Origin of the sequence: Phenylobacterium montanum (assembly GCF_018135625.1) — a bacterium.
Classification (GTDB): Bacteria; Pseudomonadota; Alphaproteobacteria; order Caulobacterales; family Caulobacteraceae; genus Poindextera; species Poindextera montana.
On record NZ_CP073078.1, the window covers coordinates 4,952,079 to 4,966,567 of the forward strand.

A 14,489-nucleotide genomic window follows, 5' to 3' on the forward strand; every position below is an offset into this window, starting at 1 on the left:
GACTGTCCCGGTCGTTCGAACGCTCGTTTGGAACAAGATTGAACGCGGCCGGCTCCGAAGTCCAGCGCGGATCAAGCCGATAGGGTGCGGCGCGGAGGATGTTCGCTCGCGCTACCCCCGACGGCGCAGGATGAACTCGTGGTCCCGGGTCTTGCCGACCGGGAACTCGTATTCGCCGACCTTCTCGAAGCCGTAGCGGTAGTAGAGCTGCTGGGCCTTGTGGTTCTGCGACCAGACGCCGATCCAGAGGTCGCGGCCGGGCTTGGCCAGCCAATCCAGCACGGTCTCCATCAGCCGCTTGCCGAGGCCGGTCCCTTGCGTCTGCTTGCGCACATAGATGCGCCAGAGTTCGCCGCAGCTCTCCGTCACCTCGGGGTGCGGCAGATGGCAGGGCCCGGCCAGGGCGTAGCCGATCGCCCGCCCGCCCGCCTCGGCGATCCAGAGGCCGAAGGCCGGGTCGACGGCCCAGGCGGCGTAGCGCTCGGGCGTGTGCGCCTCGGCCTGGAAGGCGGCCAGGTCCTCGGGCGGATAGAGGTGGGCAAAGGTGTCGGCGAAGGTTTCCCGGCCGAGCGCGGTCAGTGTTTCAGCGTCTTCCGGCGTCGCCTTGCGGATGGTGATGGGCGTCATAGATGCGGCTTGGCTCATCCGGGCTCTTTCGCACAGCCGGGGGCTTCTTGGAATCGGCCGAATTGAGGCAGACTGGAAATATGAGCCTGATCCTGTTCACCCACCCCGACATGCTGGGCCACGAGCCGGGCCGCAATCACGTCGAGCGGCCGGATCGGCTGCGGTCGGTGATGGGAGCCCTGGACGACGCCACGGGCCTCGATCTCGACCGGCGCGAGGCGCCCGAGGTCGATGCGGCCGACCTGCTGCTGGTCCATCCCAAGGCCTATGTCGACGAGATCATCGCCGCCGCGCCCGCCACCGGCTTCGTCAAGCTGGACCCCGACACCGGCATGTCGCCGGGATCGCTGCTGGCCGCGCGCCGGGCCGCGGGCGGGGTGGCCGCCGCCGTGCGCGCCGTGGCGGCGGGGGAGGGGACCAGGGCCTTCTGCGCCGTGCGCCCGCCCGGACACCACGCCGAACCCGAGCGCTCCATGGGCTTTTGCCTGTTCTCCAACGTCGCCGTGGCGGCGCGGGTGGCGCAAGGCCTGGGCTACGCTAAGGTCGCGGTGGTGGATTTCGACGTGCACCACGGCAACGGCACCCAGGCGGCCTTCGAGGCCGATCCCAGCCTGTTCTTCGCCTCGATCCACCAGTGGCCGCTCTATCCCGGCACGGGAGCCCCGTCCGAGACCGGGGTCGGCAATGTTTTCAACACCACCGTCGCGCCCATGTCCGACCGGGCGGTCTGGCGGCGGGCCTTCGAGGGGCTGATGCCGGCGCTCGACGCCTTCGACCCCGACCTGGTCATGATCTCGGCCGGCTTCGACGCCCACGCCCGCGATCCCCTGGCCGAGCAGGCGCTGGAGGCCGAGGACTATGCCTGGGCCACCCGCGCGATCCTCGAGGTGGCCCGGGCACGGTGCGGCGGGCGGGTTGTCTCCTCGCTCGAAGGCGGCTACGACCTCGAGGCGCTGGGCCAGTCCGCCCTGGCGCATGTGCGCGCGCTTGGGGAGGGGTAGGACATGGAGCGGCTCGCCTCGGCTGCGCTCCAGTCCCAGAACATGTCGACGGACCCGAACGGCCCATCCCAGCCCGCCCCCTTTCAGCCGGATCTGGCTCCGCCGGACGTGGCCCAGGCCAAGTCTGCGCCCGGCGCCATCATCACCGTGCGTCACGGCCGGCCGAACGTCTCGCGCAAGGTCATGCTCAACGCGGCGGAATACGCCGCCTGGTGGGGCCGCTACGAGGAGACGGGGCTGAAGCCAGGCCAGGTTCCGCCACCGAGCCTTATGGACATAGTGCGCAAGGCCGCGGTGGTGCTCTCCTCCAGCCGCATCCGCGCCGTCGAAACGGCGGAGGCCCTGACCGAGGGCCGCGGCTTCGAAATCGACGACTCGCTGATCGAGGCCCCGCTGCCGCCGCCGCGCTGGCCATCCTGGCTGAGGCTGCCGCCCACCGTCTGGGGGGTGATCGCCCGCTTCTGGTGGTGGTTCCTGAACCACCACGAGGGCCAGGAGAGCCGCAAGCAGGCCGAAGCCCGCGCCCAGGCCGTGGCGGCGCGCATGACCGAACTGGCGCGCCAAGGCGACGTGGTCATCGTCGCCCACGGTTTCTTCAACACCATGATCCGCCGCTACCTCCGGCGCATCGGCTGGACGATCGTCGAGAGCGAAGGCGGCCTCAGCTACTGGTGCCGCCGCCGCCTGGTGCGGTGAGGGTTCTGTTTGAATTCGTACAACAAATTCCGCTGATCCCGGCGAACGCTGGGACCCAGATCGTATGGCTCTGACGAGGCAGGCTAAAGGTGAGTTTCGGCGCAGAAGCTGGCGGTTGAGAGCGACCCGTTGCGGAAGCGCCGCCGCGAAGCGTAGCTTCAGCGTGAGGCGCGGGGGTGGCGAATGTTCGGATGGTCCAAGAATAAGCCGGCCCGGCTGCAACCCGAGAGTAGATGGGTGACCCTGGTAGATGGGGACTGCATCAGCGTCACGGATGGCGAAGGCCAGATCAAACGCATCAACAAAGCTGACCTATCCGGCCTCGCTATCGAGACAAATGATAGCGGACCATGGGGCGCGGATGTCTGGTGGCTGATTTTCGGCGATGAAGATCAGTTGGCCTGCACCTTTCCACAGGGAGCGACGGGCGAAGGGGCAGTCGTCGATTTCCTGACTTCGCTCCCGTCCTTCGACCACAGCGAAATGATCAAGGCCATGACATCGACAGGGAACGCAGTCTTTCCTGTTTGGCGAAAGGCGGCCTAGCGAACGGTGAGTTCCGGGCTGGATGCTGGTGACGGCACCCGACCCAAAGTGGTCGCCGACGCAGCCAGCCCGCAGGCACCACCTGCTTGGCCATTGGTCAGTCATAAGTTTCGGGAGACAATCTCAACGTCCCCGCATCTCACGGCTTGAAAATCGACGCTCACATGGTCTCCAGGTCTGGAGCTCTTCTGAAAGCTAATGACCAAGCGAGTTGGCGTCTCCCACGTCATACTGAGTAAGATCGTACTGTATTCGTGGGACAGTGTGAGAATGTTTGTCGATGGTCCTGGCCGCCCTTTTTGTTTGAGGTCGACCAGGGTCTCGTCCCAATCACCGCCAACGTTTCCGATGATTTGACTGCGCGCCGTGGCTATCCAGCGACCGTCTGGCGAAGGCTGATTGGATGACCACGTAATTGTTGGCGAGTCGTGGCATGCCGTAACCGCTGCAAGCAAAATGACAGCGGTGAGCGATAGGGAGCCTATTTTTTTCATGCCCGCCGGCGACTGCGCATTCGAGATCAGCCTTCGTTTCGACTTGTCATTTCAGTGAACATGGTACCCGTCAATGCCCGACGACGTTGGGTCTCCTTTCCACCCTCAGCGGCCCTTAGACAGGGGCGAAAGCCGCCCTGCCAATCGGTCGAACCCACCATATGAAGCGTAGTCGGCAGCAGTAAACCGACCGCACCTCAAGTCGGGGTCGGCTCCACGCTCCAAGAGAAAGGTGGCGATCTCCTCATCACCGGCCCTCGCGGCCACCATGAGCGGCGTGACCCCATCTGCAGGCAGGTCCAACAGGGCTCCGCCATCCACGATCGCCCTGACCGCATCTAGAGACCCGCTCTGAACCGCAAGCATGAGACAGGAGGAATCTCCGCTCAACGTGATCGCATTCGGGTCCGCGCCGACAGATATCAACGCGCTTATTACGACGGCTTGATCGCCCACCGCTCCGCGCAGGCATGACCACATGAGAGGCGTAAATCCGCTCCCATCGCGCAGGTTGGCGCCACTCCCTGCGAGGGAGCGGATCGCTGGCAAGTCAGCGTTGTATGCGGCGAGATGCAGACCTTCCATGCTTGACCATAGCCGATCGGCGCGGCGGCTCCCCACCCTCCTCAACCCTCCGGAACGTCCGGTTCCGGGAACCTCGCGCTATCCTAAGCCCGGCCACCACGCCTCCGCCCGCTTCTGGCAGGCCAGGATCCAGTCGGACTTGGCGTCGTTGTAGGCCAGCATGTCGTGGGCGGCGATCCGGGCGGCCTTTTCCTTCTCCGCCTCGTAGGCCAGGGCCTGGCCCGGGTGGGCGCGCAGATAGTCGCGGAAGGCGAGGTGGCGGGCGATCTCGCCTGAGCCCGCCTGCCAGCAATGCACATGGAACAGCCGGCGCCCGGTTTCCGCATCGCTGAGCACGCAGAAGCGCCGGCCGGGCAGGCCGAATTCGCCGCGCCAGACATAGCCGAGCGCGACGACCTCAGCCTCCTTGGCGTCCAGGGCGGCGAGATCGCGCACGATCGGCAAGAGATCGACGATCGGCTTGGCCTTGATGCCGGGGATCGCGGTCGAGCCGATGTGGTGGACGGTGATCAGGTTCTCGCCCAACACGCCCGCCAGCCGGGCCGATTCGGTTGCCGCCTGGACCGCCCAGGCGGGATCGTGCGGCCAGAGCTCGACCGAAACCTGTTCCGAAGCCGGGCGAAACCGTTCCATCGCATCTTCCCAATCGCTGAAATCCGGGTTTTCACCACCGCCGATCCGGCTCTAAGCTAACCCAGCACACAGGTTTTGAAGAACACATGCCCGACACCGCCGACATCGCCGCCATGAGCTTCGAACAGGCCCTGGCGGAACTGGAGAAGATCGTCGGCGCCCTCGAATCGGGCCAGGCCCCGCTGGAGGCCTCGATCGAGATGTATGAGCGCGGCGCGGCGCTGAAGGCGCACTGCGAAAAGCGGCTGGAGGCGGCTCGTCTCCGGGTCGAAAAGATCGTCGTCGGACCGCAAGGCGTCACCGGCGCCGAGCCGGCCGAATTCACCTAAGCCCGCCATGGACGCCTCGCTCGCCCAGCGAATCGCCGAGGCCGCCGATCTGGTCACCGTGGCCCTCGACGCCCTCCTGCCGCGCGGGGAGGGCCCCGAGCAGCGCCTGACCGAGGCCATGCGCTATGCGGCGCTCGGCCCCGGCAAGCGCATGCGCCCGTTCTTCGCCATCGAGACCGCGCGGATGTTCCAGGTCGAGGAGCGGCCGGTGCTGCGCGCCGCCTGCGCCATCGAGTGCATCCACGCCTACAGCCTGGTGCACGACGACCTGCCCTGCATGGACGACGACGACCTGCGCCGCGGCCGGCCGACCGTGCACCGGGCCTATGACGAGGCCACCGCCGTGCTGGCGGGCGACGCCCTGCAGGCGGCGGGTTTCGAGATCATGGCCCATCCCGACACCCACCCGGATGGGGCTGTACGCGCGGAGCTTGTGCGCAGGCTCGCACTCGCCTGTGGCGCCAAAGGCATGGTGGGCGGACAAATGATCGACGTAATCGGCGTCGGCGGCGACCTCGGCGCCATCGCCCGCATGCAGAGAATGAAGACCGGCGCCCTGATCGCCTGCGCCTTCGACGTGCCGGTGATTCTCGCGCGGGCGAGCGAAAACGCCCGGCAGGCCCTGGCCGCGTTCGCCCAGGATCTGGGCCTCGCCTACCAGATCATCGATGATTCGCTGGACCTGGAAGGCGACGAGGACCTGCTCGGAAAGCGGGCGGGGGGCAAGGACGGAAGGCGTGGAAAGGTCAATTTCGTCACCCTCTTAGGGGTTGACGCAGCGCGCGAGCGGGTGGACTTGCTAGCGACACAGGCAAAGGCGCATCTGGACATGTTCGGCGCAGACGCCAAATACCTGCGGGACAGCGTCGATTTCGTGCTAGATCGCCGCCACTAACTTTTTTGGAAGGTCGGGCCGTTGCGCCCGAAGCGCGATGGCTCCAACGACCCCCCTGCTCGACACCGTCAATTCGCCTGCGGACATGAAGAAGCTTGGCCTGACCGAGCTGCGTCAGTTGGCTGATGAAGTCCGGGCCGAGACGATCCAGGCCGTGTCGGTCACGGGCGGCCACCTGGGCGCCGGCCTGGGCGTCGTGGAACTGACCGTGGCCCTGCACCACGTGTTCGACACGCCCAAGGACATCCTGATCTGGGACGTCGGCCACCAGGCCTATCCGCACAAGATCCTCACCGGCCGCCGCGACCGCATCCGCACCCTGCGTCAGGGCGGGGGCCTGTCGGGCTTCACCAAGCGGGCCGAGAGCGAATACGATCCCTTCGGCGCCGCCCACGCGGCCACCTCGATTTCGGCGGCTCTGGGCTTCGCTGTCGCCCGCGACCAGCGCGGGGAGAAGAACAAGGTCATCGCCGTGATCGGCGACGGCTCGATGAGCGCCGGCATGGCCTATGAGGCCATGAACAACGCCGCCCATGCGACCAAGGACCTGATCGTGGTCCTCAACGACAACGACATGTCGATCGCGCCCCCGGTCGGCGGCATGAGCGCCTATCTGGCCCGCCAGGTTTCCGGCAGCGCCTACCGCTCGCTGCGCAAGATCGGCCGCCAGGTGGCCGGCGCCCTGCCCAAGCCGCTGAAGGAAGCCGCCCGCAAGGCCGAGGAGTACGGCCGCGGCATGGTCACCGGCGGCACCTTCTTCGAGGAACTGGGCTTCTACTATGTCGGCCCGATCGACGGGCACAATCTCGAGCACCTGGTTCCGGTGCTGAAGAACGTGCACGAGATGACCGACAAGCCGGTCCTCGTCCATGTGGTCACCCAGAAGGGCCATGGCTACGCCCCGGCCGAGAACGCCGCCGACAAGTACCACGGCGTGGTCAAGTTCGACGTGGTCACCGGCCAGCAGTCGAAGGTCCCTGCCAACGCCCCCAGCTACCAGAAGGTGTTCGGCGCCGAGCTGGTCCGCCAGGGCGAGAAGGACAAGCGCATCGTCGCCATCACCGCGGCCATGCCCTCCGGCACCAGCGTCGACATGTTCGCCGACCGCTTCCCCGACCGCGCCTTCGACGTGGGCATCGCCGAGCAGCACGCGGTGACCTTCGCCGCGGGCCTGGCGGCCGACGGCATGAAGCCGTTCGCGGCCATCTATTCCACCTTCCTGCAGCGCGGCTACGACCAGGTGGTGCATGACGTGGCGATCCAGCACCTGCCGGTGCGCTTCGCCATCGACCGCGCGGGCCTGGTGGGCGCCGACGGTCCGACCCACGCCGGCAGCTTCGACGTCGGCTATCTGGGCGCCCTGCCGGGCTTCGTGATCATGGGCGCGGCCGACGAGGCCGAGCTGACCCACATGGTGGCCACCGCCGCCGATATCGACGATCGCCCCAGCGCGGTGCGCTATCCGCGTGGCGAAGGCACCGGCGTCGGCATCCCCGACAAGGCCGAGATCCTGCAGATCGGCAAGGGCCGCGTGGTCCGCGAAGGCAATACGGTCGCCATCCTCTCCTTCGGCACCCGCCTGCAGGAATCCCTGCGCGCCGCAGACCTGCTGGCCGCCCGCGGCATTTCGACCACGGTGGCCGACGCCCGCTTCGCCAAGCCGCTGGACGAGGACCTGATCCTGCGCCTGGCCCGCGAGCACGAGGCGCTGATCACGGTCGAGGAAGGCTCGGTGGGCGGCTTCGGCGCCTTCGTGCTGCACATGCTGGCCGATCGCGGCGCGCTGGACAGCGGACTGAAGATCCGCACCCTGACCCTGCCGGACATCTTCCAGGACCAGGACAAGCCGGACCTGATGTACATCCAGGCTGGCCTCGACGCCGACGGCATCGCCCGCGCGGCCCTGAGGGCCCTGGGCGTCGATACGGCCAAGGCCGGATTGAGGGCTTAACTGCCGAGAGCCGCCCAGGCAGAATTTGCCCAGGCGGCGGGCATCGTCGAATTGAGGCCCTTCCTCCAGGCTGGAGGAGGGGCCTTTTCGTTTAGAACGGCGAGAACTTCTGCAGCAGGGCCGTGCCGCCCGAGGTCTTCTGCACTGCCGCCAGGTCGCCCTGGCCGCCGTAGCTGATCCGCGCCTCGGCCAGCTGGGTGTGCAGGATGGTGTTGGACGAGGAGATGTCCTCCGGCCGCATGATCCCCGACACGGTCAGCTCGCGCATGTCGTTGTTGGTCTTCACCTGCTGGCGGCCCTGGATGATCATGTTGCCGTTGGGCAGCACCTGGGTCACCACCGCTGCGATGGTCAGGGTGATCTGGTCCTGGCGCGTGATCGTGCCAGTGCCGTTGGCCGCCAGGCTGGTGTTGGTGTTGATGGCGTTGCCCGGGTCGAAGGCCTTGGGCAGCACCTTGCCGAGGGTGGATTCCAGGCCGAGGAAATTGGTGATCCCGGCCTTGTTGGTGCTGGTCTTGGTCGCGGCGGTGGCGTTGGAGATGTTGGCGCTGTCGTTGATGTTCACCAGCACGGTGATGATGTCGCCGACGCGGGCGGCGCGCTGGTCATGGAAGAACTGGCGCGCGCCGGTGCGCCACAGCGAGTTGGCCGAGGCGGGCTGGGGCGCCGGATCGCGCGCCGAAGCCAGGGACAGCACCTGCTGGTCGGCGGGGACCAGGGCCGAGGGATAGTTCATCGGCGACATCTTGGGACCGTTCAGGGCGGTCTTCACCGAGGTGCAGGCGCCCAGCGGGGCGACGGCGGCGAGCAGGGCGACGATCACGAGGCGGCGCATGGCGGGCTGACCTTTCAGCGGGCTGCGAATTGCTGGGAGGAGGGGAAGGCGGCGCGGTACTGCTCGGCGGCGGGGCCGACCACGGCCTGGTCGGGGCCGATGGCGATGGCCTGCAGCACCTTCTTGGAGACGGTGTTCATCACGGCCACGGGCTCGCCCGCATGGGCGGCGGCCATGGCCTTGCCGGTGAGGATCAGGCTGATGCCGTCGGCCTGGTAGCTCACCTGCACCACATCGTCGCGCTTGATCACCTCGGCGGCGGCGGCGTCGTGCATGGCGGCGGCCGAGCCGGCGCGCAGGGGCCGCCGCGCGGCCTTGCCGATCAGGGCGTCGGCGTCGCGCGGCATGTCGCCGGGGGCGGAGAAGGACGGGACCTTGGCGTAGGTCAGGTCGGTCGGCTGGATGATCTCGCCGGCGGCGATGTTGCGGGCCCAGGTCAGGGCGTCGATCATCTTTCCGGCGGGCGCGCCGCGGGACGGATCGCCGGCCATGTCGCTGCGCACCACGATGCGGCGCAGGCCCTGCGGGTTGGCCCAATCCAGCCCGTGCTGGCGGGCGATGGCCTGCACCTCGCCGGCGTCGAGCACCGCCGACTGGCCGGCAGGGGCGCCATAGCCGACCATAACCTCGCCGGCCGCGCCGGCGCCCTCGAACAGGTCGCCCAGGGTCACCGTGCGGCCGCTGGCCACATCGGGTCTCAGGCTGACCGGCTCGCCGGCCAGGGCCGCGCTCGCCGCCGCAAGGGCGATGGCGGCGCCGGCCAGGAAGGAGAGGATGCGCTGGCTCATCTAGGTCAGGTCTTCATTTGCGAGGTGGTCGACAGCATCTGGTCGGCGCTGGTGATGACCTTGGAGTTCATCTCGTAGGCGCGCTGGGCCACGATCAGGGCGCTGATCTCGGTCACCGGGTCGACGTTGGAGCTTTCGGTGTAGCCCTGCATCAGGGTGCCGACCCCCTGGACGCCGGGCACGCCCACGGTCGGCGCGCCCGAGGCGCTGGTCTCGGTGAACAGGTTGTTGCCGTTGGCCTCAAGGCCCGCCGGGTTCAGGAAGGTGGCCAGCTGGATGGTGCCGACCACGGTCGGGGCCTTGGCCCCCGCCGCCGTCACCTGCACCTGGCCTGACTGCGAGATGGTGATGTTGGTCGAGCCCTGCGGGATGGCGATCTGCGGGATCACCTGGTAGCCGTCCTGGGTGACCAGCTGGCCCTGGGCGTTCATCGAGAAATTGCCGGCGCGGCTGTAGGCGGTTTCGCCCGAGGGCAAGAGGATCTGGAAATAGCCCTGGCCGTCGATGGCCACATCGAGGTTGTTGCCGGTCGCGGTCGGCGAGCCCTGGGTGTCGATGCGATAGACCGAGCCGGCCTTGACGCCGGCGCCGATCTGGACGCCGGTCGGCACGATGGTGCCGGTGTCCGAGGACTGCGAGCCGGGCCGCTCGACATCGAGATACAACAGGTCGGCGAACTCGGCCCGCTGCTTCTTGTAGCCGACGGTGTTCATGTTGGCGATGTTGTTGGAGATCACCTCCACGTTCAGCTGCTGGGCCGCCATGCCCGTCGCCGCAGTGCGCAAAGCCATCATGGCCTAATCTCCTATTGAACCGCGCCAAGCCGCTGGATGGCGGACTTGGACAGGTCGGACGTATTGCTGATCATCTGGCTGACGGCCTCGTAGGCGCGCTGGATGCGGATCAGGTCGGTGATCTGCACGATCGGCTGCACGTTCGAGGCTTCCAGCATGCCCTGCTGCACCGTCGCGCTGGTCGCCGGCTGCGGGGTCTGGTTGGTGGTGTTGGCGTAGAGCCCGTCGCCGGCCTTGGAGAGCTGGGACAGGCTGTCGAAGTTTACGACGCCGATCTTGCCCGTGACCTGGCTCTGGGCCTGACCGGGGGCCTTTTGGGTGATGGTGCCGTCGCGACCGATGGTCACGGGCCCGTTGGCGCTGTTGATGCTGATCGGCGCGCCGTTGGGGTCCAGCACCGGGTTGCCGGACTGGGTGGTCAGCTGGCCCTGGGCGTCCAGGGTGAAGCGGCCGTCGCGGGTGTACTCCACCCCGCTGGCGGTCTGCACCTGGAAGAAGCCCTTGCCGGTGATGGCCACGTCCAGCGATCCGCCGGTCTGGGTCAGCGAGCCTTGCGTGAAGTCCCGCGCCACCGCGCCGTCCAGGGTGTATTGGATGGTCGCCTGCTGACCGATCGCCTTGGGCGGGGTCACCGGGTCATCTTCGCTGGTGAGCGATTCGACCTTGAAGCCGTTGGTGTCGGCGTTGGCGACATTGTTGGCCACGATGTCGAGCTCGCGCTGCAGCACCATCTGCCGCGACAAGCTGACATACATCGTGTTGTCCATGGGGACCCCCGGGGCGAGCCTTAACGATTGCCCAGGGCCTGCTGCAAGGCGCGGGCCAGTCTGAAAGTTGAACAAAATCAACAAACCGAATGGTTAATTCGGCGCCGGGCGCCGATCTTGGCCCGGCAAAACTTGCCGCCTTGCAAGAAGGTTAAAAAGCAATCCTTAACCAACTCACGGGCATGGTCGGGAAGAACAGATTCCCCCGGGCCCGCGCGGGCTCGCATCCGGCGTGGACCCGATGGCCAAGGACACGGCTAACAAGCCCGATCCCGACGAGGACGAAGACCTCGATGGCGCGGAAGGCGCGCCGAAGAAGAAGATCCCGCTGATGTTCATCATCGGCGGCGCCGCTGCGGCTGTCATCCTGCTGGGCGGCGGCACGACCGCGTTTCTGCTCCTGGGCCACAAGCCGGCCGGGGCGCACCAGGACAAGGCGCCCAAGAAGGAAGACAAGAAGAAGGACGACAAGAAGAAGGACGACAAGAACGGCGCCCAGATCGCCGACGGTCCCGATGGCGTCGTCTTCTACACCCCGCCCGACATCGTCGTGAACATGCAGACGGCCGACGGCAAGCCGACCTTCCTCAAGCTCAAGCTGACCATGGAGCTGCCGGACAAGGCCACCGCCGACGTGCTCGACGAGAACATGCCCCGGCTGCAGGACATGTTTCAGACTTTCCTGCGAGAACTGCGCCCTGAGGACCTGAACGGTTCGCAAGGCACCTTCCAGCTGCGCATGGAGCTTCTGCGCCGCGTGCGGCTAGTGGTCGCGCCCGCTCAGGTCAACACGGTGCTGATCGAGGAGATGCTGATCAACTAGGCCCTCAGCCTTTTTGCATCCGACGCCATGGCCGATTCCGACAACGAAGAGTTCGAACCCAACACCACGCCCGCCTCCGAATGGGAGAGCGGCATGGGCATGGGCGCGGCCGAACGCATCCTCAACCAGGACGAGATCGACAGCCTGCTGGGCTTCGACCTGGCCGACGACGAGACCAACGACCGCACCGGCATCCGGGCGATCATCAACTCGGCCCTGGTCTCCTACGAGCGCCTGCCGATGCTGGAGATCGTCTTCGACCGCCTGGTGCGGTTGATGACCACCAGCTTGCGCAACTTCACCTCGGACAATGTCGAGGTCAGCCTCGACAACATCTCCTCGATCCGTTTCGGCGACTATCTGAACTCGATCCCGCTGCCGGCGATCCTGTCGGTGTTCCGGGCCGAGGAGCTGGACAACTACGGCCTGCTGACGGTCGACTCCAACCTGATCTATTCGATCGTCGACGTGCTTCTGGGCGGGCGCCGCGGCACCGCGGCCATGCGCATCGAAGGCCGCCCCTACACCACCATCGAGCGGGTGCTGGTGCAGCGGATGGTCGAGGTGGTGCTGCACGACGCCAAGCAGGCCTTCGAGCCCCTGACGCCGGTGACCTTCAACCTCGACAGGCTGGAGACCAATCCGCGCTTCGCCGCCATCGCGCGTCCCGCCAATGCGGCGATCCTGGTCAAGCTGCGCATCGACATGGAAGACCGCGGCGGCCGCATCGAGCTGCTCTTGCCCTATGCGACCCTAGAGCCGATCCGCAAGATGCTGCTGCAGCAGTTCATGGGCGAGAAGTTCGGCCGCGACAACATCTGGGAAGGCCACCTGGCCACCGAGCTCTGGACCACCCAGCTCGACGTCCACGCCGTGCTCGACGAGCAGCAGGTCAACCTGCAGAAGGTGCTGAACCTCAAGGTCGGCGAGACCCTGATCCTCAACGCCACGCCCGAAAGCCTGATCGAGCTGCGCGCCGGCGAAGTCACCCTGACCCGCGGCCGCATGGGTCGGCGCAACCACAACATCGCCGTTCGCATCGAGGCGCCCCTGTCGCCCTCGGCCAAGAACGCCATCCAGAGGCTGTCATGAGCCCGATCTCGCTGTCGCTGAACCTGCTGCTCGCGGGCCTTCTGGTCGTGACCCTGATGTACGGCTATCGGCTGTCGCGCCAGCTGAAGGCGCTGAAGGACAGTCATGAGAGCTTCGCCAGGGCGGTAGGCGACCTCGACCGCGCCGCCCTGCGCGCCGAGAGCGGGCTGAACGAGCTGCGGAGCAGCACCGACGAGGCCATCGAGCTCCTGATGGGCCGCATCGACCGGGGGCGCGAGCTGGCCAAGCAGCTGGAGGTGCTGACCGCCCGCGCCGAGGCGGCCGCCGACAAGGCCCAGGCCGCCCGTCCCGCCGCCCCGGTCCGCTCCATCTTCGACCGTCCGCGCGCCTCGGCGTCCCAGGGCGCTGCGCGCGAGATCCCCGGCCTGCGCGAAACCACCGACGCCGAGGCGGAAGCTGCGGCCGAGGCCCTGGTCCTGCGCCTCTCCGAGCGTGAAGCCCTGACCCGTGAGCCGCCGCCGCGCGTGCGGGAATCCGCCGCGGTGACCCGCGCCCGAGGCGAGGAGCTGGAGAGCACCGAAGCCCGCCTCGACCGCCGCTTCGACACCCTGTTCCGCCGCCCGGCCGCGAAGCCCGAGCCGCGCGCGGAGATGCGCCAAGAAATGCGCTTCGATCCGCGCGAGGAGCTTCGCGCCGCCGCCCGGCCTGAGCCCCGCACCACTCCGCGCTCGCGCGCGACGATCGACGACGACCTGTTCGACCCGCCCGTCCGCGCCGGCCGTCTTCGCGCCTTTGATGGAGGCCGTTCATGAGCCGCGTACCCAGGCTTCTCCCCATCGTCGCGGTGGCGATCGGCGGCGTCCTCGCGGTCAAGGCGGTCACGGGGGCGCCCGAACTGATTTCCGGGGCCAAGGCCTTCGCCGAGGACATGGGCCAGTCCAAGCCGGCGCAATCGACCATGCCCTCGATCCTGTCGTCCAAGCCGACCCAGGTGGCGGCCCAGGCGGCCAAGCCGCCGCCGGCCTGCGCCCCGACCGCGGCCGAACTGGCCAAGGAGGCGGGGCTGTCGCCGGCCGAGCTGCAGGTGCTGCAATCGCTGGGCAACCGCCGCGGCGAGCTGGACCAGCGCGCCAACGACCTCGACACCCAGGTGCAGCTGATCGCCGCCGCCCAGGCCAAGCTGGACGCGCGCATCCAGCAGATGAATCAGCTGAAGGCCGACATCCAGGGCCTGCTGGGCCAGGCCGACACCCAGGCCCAGGCCGAGACCGACCGCCTGGTGCGCGTCTATGAGGCGATGAAGCCCAAGGACGCCGCCCAGCGCTTCACCCTGATGGACGACAGCGTGCGCCTGCCGATGGCGGCGAAGATGAAGGAGCGGGCCCTGTCCGCCATCCTGGCCCAGATGCCGGCCGAGGACGCCAAGTCCTTGACGGAAAAGCTGGCCAAGCGGGTCAACAACGCCAAGAGCATCACCGACGCCCAGACCGCGCTGAACCCGCCGCAGACGCCGGCCGCGCCGCCGCCGACCGCCCAGGCCGCCGCCGACCCGGCGCCGGCCGCCAAGCCTGCGCGCAAGGGGGCCAAGGGCAAGCCCAAGCAGACTGCCGCGGCCAAGCCCGACCCCGCCGCCGCGCCGGCCGCCGCAGCCGCGCCCAAGAGCGGCTGACGC

At 67.7% G+C, this 14,489-nt stretch carries 17 protein-coding genes; 10 read left to right on the forward strand and 7 right to left on the reverse strand.

Features of this window, described 5'->3' with window-relative positions:
* Positions 1–111: 111 nt before the first annotated feature.
* Positions 112–645, reverse strand: coding sequence for a GNAT family N-acetyltransferase (locus KCG34_RS22670; RefSeq protein ID WP_249138122.1), 534 nt, complete (start codon positions 643–645; stop codon positions 112–114).
* 62 nt (positions 646–707) lie between these two features.
* Here KCG34_RS22670 and KCG34_RS22675 point away from each other — a divergent pair, with 62 nt between their 5' ends.
* From KCG34_RS22675 to KCG34_RS22685, 3 genes are all read left to right on the forward strand, one after another.
* Complete coding sequence (locus KCG34_RS22675; protein ID WP_211937864.1) at positions 708–1,628, forward strand: histone deacetylase family protein; 921 nt, start codon at positions 708–710, stop codon at positions 1,626–1,628.
* A 3-nt stretch (positions 1,629–1,631) separates the two neighbouring features.
* Positions 1,632–2,324, forward strand: a complete 693-nt coding sequence (locus tag KCG34_RS22680) for a histidine phosphatase family protein (RefSeq protein WP_249138123.1) — start codon at positions 1,632–1,634, stop codon at positions 2,322–2,324.
* Positions 2,325–2,561: 237 nt separating this feature from the next.
* On the forward strand, positions 2,562–2,870 hold the full coding sequence (locus KCG34_RS22685; protein ID WP_211937865.1) for a hypothetical protein: 309 nt from the start codon (positions 2,562–2,564) through the stop codon (positions 2,868–2,870).
* A 599-nt stretch (positions 2,871–3,469) separates the two neighbouring features.
* On the opposite strand, the gene KCG34_RS26200 is transcribed toward KCG34_RS22685, so the two are convergent.
* Positions 3,470–3,949 (reverse strand): ankyrin repeat domain-containing protein, encoded by a 480-nt coding sequence (locus KCG34_RS26200; protein WP_367576013.1) that lies wholly within the window; start codon positions 3,947–3,949, stop codon positions 3,470–3,472.
* Between the two features lie 78 nt (positions 3,950–4,027).
* Positions 4,028–4,582, reverse strand: coding sequence for a GrpB family protein (locus KCG34_RS22695; protein WP_211937867.1), 555 nt, complete (start codon positions 4,580–4,582; stop codon positions 4,028–4,030).
* Between the two features lie 86 nt (positions 4,583–4,668).
* Between KCG34_RS22695 and KCG34_RS22700 the strand changes: the two genes are divergently transcribed.
* The 3 genes from KCG34_RS22700 to dxs are packed head-to-tail and all read left to right on the forward strand — an operon-like array spanning position 4,669 to position 7,757.
* A complete protein-coding gene (locus KCG34_RS22700; protein ID WP_211937868.1) occupies positions 4,669–4,911 on the forward strand; it encodes an exodeoxyribonuclease VII small subunit in 243 nt (80 codons plus the stop codon).
* A 7-nt stretch (positions 4,912–4,918) separates the two neighbouring features.
* A complete protein-coding gene (locus KCG34_RS22705; RefSeq protein WP_211937869.1) occupies positions 4,919–5,806 on the forward strand; it encodes a polyprenyl synthetase family protein in 888 nt (295 codons plus the stop codon).
* A gap of 37 nt (positions 5,807–5,843) precedes the next feature.
* The gene (dxs, locus tag KCG34_RS22710) at positions 5,844–7,757 is read left to right on the forward strand and encodes a 1-deoxy-D-xylulose-5-phosphate synthase (protein WP_211937870.1); all 1,914 of its coding nucleotides are present in this window, start codon (positions 5,844–5,846) and stop codon (positions 7,755–7,757) included.
* A gap of 91 nt (positions 7,758–7,848) precedes the next feature.
* Here the strand turns inward: dxs and flgH are convergent, their stop codons facing one another.
* Genes flgH through flgF form a run of 4 tightly spaced genes read right to left on the reverse strand, consistent with a single transcriptional unit; the run spans position 7,849 to position 10,941 of the window.
* Positions 7,849–8,592, reverse strand: a complete 744-nt coding sequence (gene flgH, locus KCG34_RS22715) for a flagellar basal body L-ring protein FlgH (protein ID WP_211937871.1) — start codon at positions 8,590–8,592, stop codon at positions 7,849–7,851.
* Between the two features lie 14 nt (positions 8,593–8,606).
* Positions 8,607–9,380 (reverse strand): flagellar basal body P-ring formation chaperone FlgA, encoded by a 774-nt coding sequence (gene flgA / locus KCG34_RS22720; RefSeq protein WP_211937872.1) that lies wholly within the window; start codon positions 9,378–9,380, stop codon positions 8,607–8,609.
* A 5-nt stretch (positions 9,381–9,385) separates the two neighbouring features.
* A complete protein-coding gene (flgG, locus tag KCG34_RS22725; protein WP_211937873.1) occupies positions 9,386–10,174 on the reverse strand; it encodes a flagellar basal-body rod protein FlgG in 789 nt (262 codons plus the stop codon).
* 11 nt (positions 10,175–10,185) lie between these two features.
* Positions 10,186–10,941 carry a flagellar basal-body rod protein FlgF gene (flgF, locus tag KCG34_RS22730; RefSeq protein ID WP_211937874.1) on the reverse strand — a complete coding sequence of 252 codons (756 nt, stop codon included), beginning with the start codon at positions 10,939–10,941 and terminating at the stop codon, positions 10,186–10,188.
* Positions 10,942–11,182: 241 nt separating this feature from the next.
* Here flgF and KCG34_RS22735 point away from each other — a divergent pair, with 241 nt between their 5' ends.
* From KCG34_RS22735 to KCG34_RS22750, 4 genes are read left to right on the forward strand one after another with little or no spacing between them, the layout of a single operon-like run.
* Positions 11,183–11,764 (forward strand): flagellar basal body-associated FliL family protein, encoded by a 582-nt coding sequence (locus KCG34_RS22735; RefSeq protein WP_211937875.1) that lies wholly within the window; start codon positions 11,183–11,185, stop codon positions 11,762–11,764.
* Between the two features lie 27 nt (positions 11,765–11,791).
* The gene (gene fliM / locus KCG34_RS22740; RefSeq protein WP_211937876.1) at positions 11,792–12,856 is read left to right on the forward strand and encodes a flagellar motor switch protein FliM; all 1,065 of its coding nucleotides are present in this window, start codon (positions 11,792–11,794) and stop codon (positions 12,854–12,856) included.
* Entirely contained in the window at positions 12,853–13,629 is a 777-nt protein-coding gene (locus KCG34_RS22745; protein WP_211937877.1) for a DUF6468 domain-containing protein, read from the forward strand. The genes fliM and KCG34_RS22745 overlap by 4 nt, the downstream gene beginning before the upstream one ends.
* Positions 13,626–14,486, forward strand: coding sequence for a MotE family protein (locus tag KCG34_RS22750; RefSeq protein ID WP_211937878.1), 861 nt, complete (start codon positions 13,626–13,628; stop codon positions 14,484–14,486). The genes KCG34_RS22745 and KCG34_RS22750 overlap by 4 nt, the downstream gene beginning before the upstream one ends.
* Positions 14,487–14,489: the final 3 nt, after the last annotated feature.

What these genes read in the sequence shown, in the direction of transcription:
- KCG34_RS22670 (WP_249138122.1), bottom strand. Translation starts at nt 645, where the DNA reads ATGAGCCAAGCCGCATCTATGACGCCCATCACCATCCGCAAGGCGACG.
- KCG34_RS22675 (WP_211937864.1), top strand. Translation starts at nt 708, where the DNA reads ATGAGCCTGATCCTGTTCACCCACCCCGACATGCTGGGCCACGAGCCG.
- KCG34_RS22680 (WP_249138123.1), top strand. Translation starts at nt 1,632, where the DNA reads ATGGAGCGGCTCGCCTCGGCTGCGCTCCAGTCCCAGAACATGTCGACG.
- KCG34_RS26200 (WP_367576013.1), bottom strand. Translation starts at nt 3,949, where the DNA reads ATGGAAGGTCTGCATCTCGCCGCATACAACGCTGACTTGCCAGCGATC.
- KCG34_RS22695 (WP_211937867.1), bottom strand. Translation starts at nt 4,582, where the DNA reads ATGGAACGGTTTCGCCCGGCTTCGGAACAGGTTTCGGTCGAGCTCTGG.
- KCG34_RS22700 (WP_211937868.1), top strand. Translation starts at nt 4,669, where the DNA reads ATGCCCGACACCGCCGACATCGCCGCCATGAGCTTCGAACAGGCCCTG.
- KCG34_RS22705 (WP_211937869.1), top strand. Translation starts at nt 4,919, where the DNA reads ATGGACGCCTCGCTCGCCCAGCGAATCGCCGAGGCCGCCGATCTGGTC.
- dxs (WP_211937870.1), top strand. Translation starts at nt 5,844, where the DNA reads ATGGCTCCAACGACCCCCCTGCTCGACACCGTCAATTCGCCTGCGGAC.
- flgH (WP_211937871.1), bottom strand. Translation starts at nt 8,592, where the DNA reads ATGCGCCGCCTCGTGATCGTCGCCCTGCTCGCCGCCGTCGCCCCGCTG.
- flgA (WP_211937872.1), bottom strand. Translation starts at nt 9,380, where the DNA reads ATGAGCCAGCGCATCCTCTCCTTCCTGGCCGGCGCCGCCATCGCCCTT.
- flgG (WP_211937873.1), bottom strand. Translation starts at nt 10,174, where the DNA reads ATGATGGCTTTGCGCACTGCGGCGACGGGCATGGCGGCCCAGCAGCTG.
- flgF (WP_211937874.1), bottom strand. Translation starts at nt 10,941, where the DNA reads ATGGACAACACGATGTATGTCAGCTTGTCGCGGCAGATGGTGCTGCAG.
- KCG34_RS22735 (WP_211937875.1), top strand. Translation starts at nt 11,183, where the DNA reads ATGGCCAAGGACACGGCTAACAAGCCCGATCCCGACGAGGACGAAGAC.
- fliM (WP_211937876.1), top strand. Translation starts at nt 11,792, where the DNA reads ATGGCCGATTCCGACAACGAAGAGTTCGAACCCAACACCACGCCCGCC.
- KCG34_RS22745 (WP_211937877.1), top strand. Translation starts at nt 12,853, where the DNA reads ATGAGCCCGATCTCGCTGTCGCTGAACCTGCTGCTCGCGGGCCTTCTG.
- KCG34_RS22750 (WP_211937878.1), top strand. Translation starts at nt 13,626, where the DNA reads ATGAGCCGCGTACCCAGGCTTCTCCCCATCGTCGCGGTGGCGATCGGC.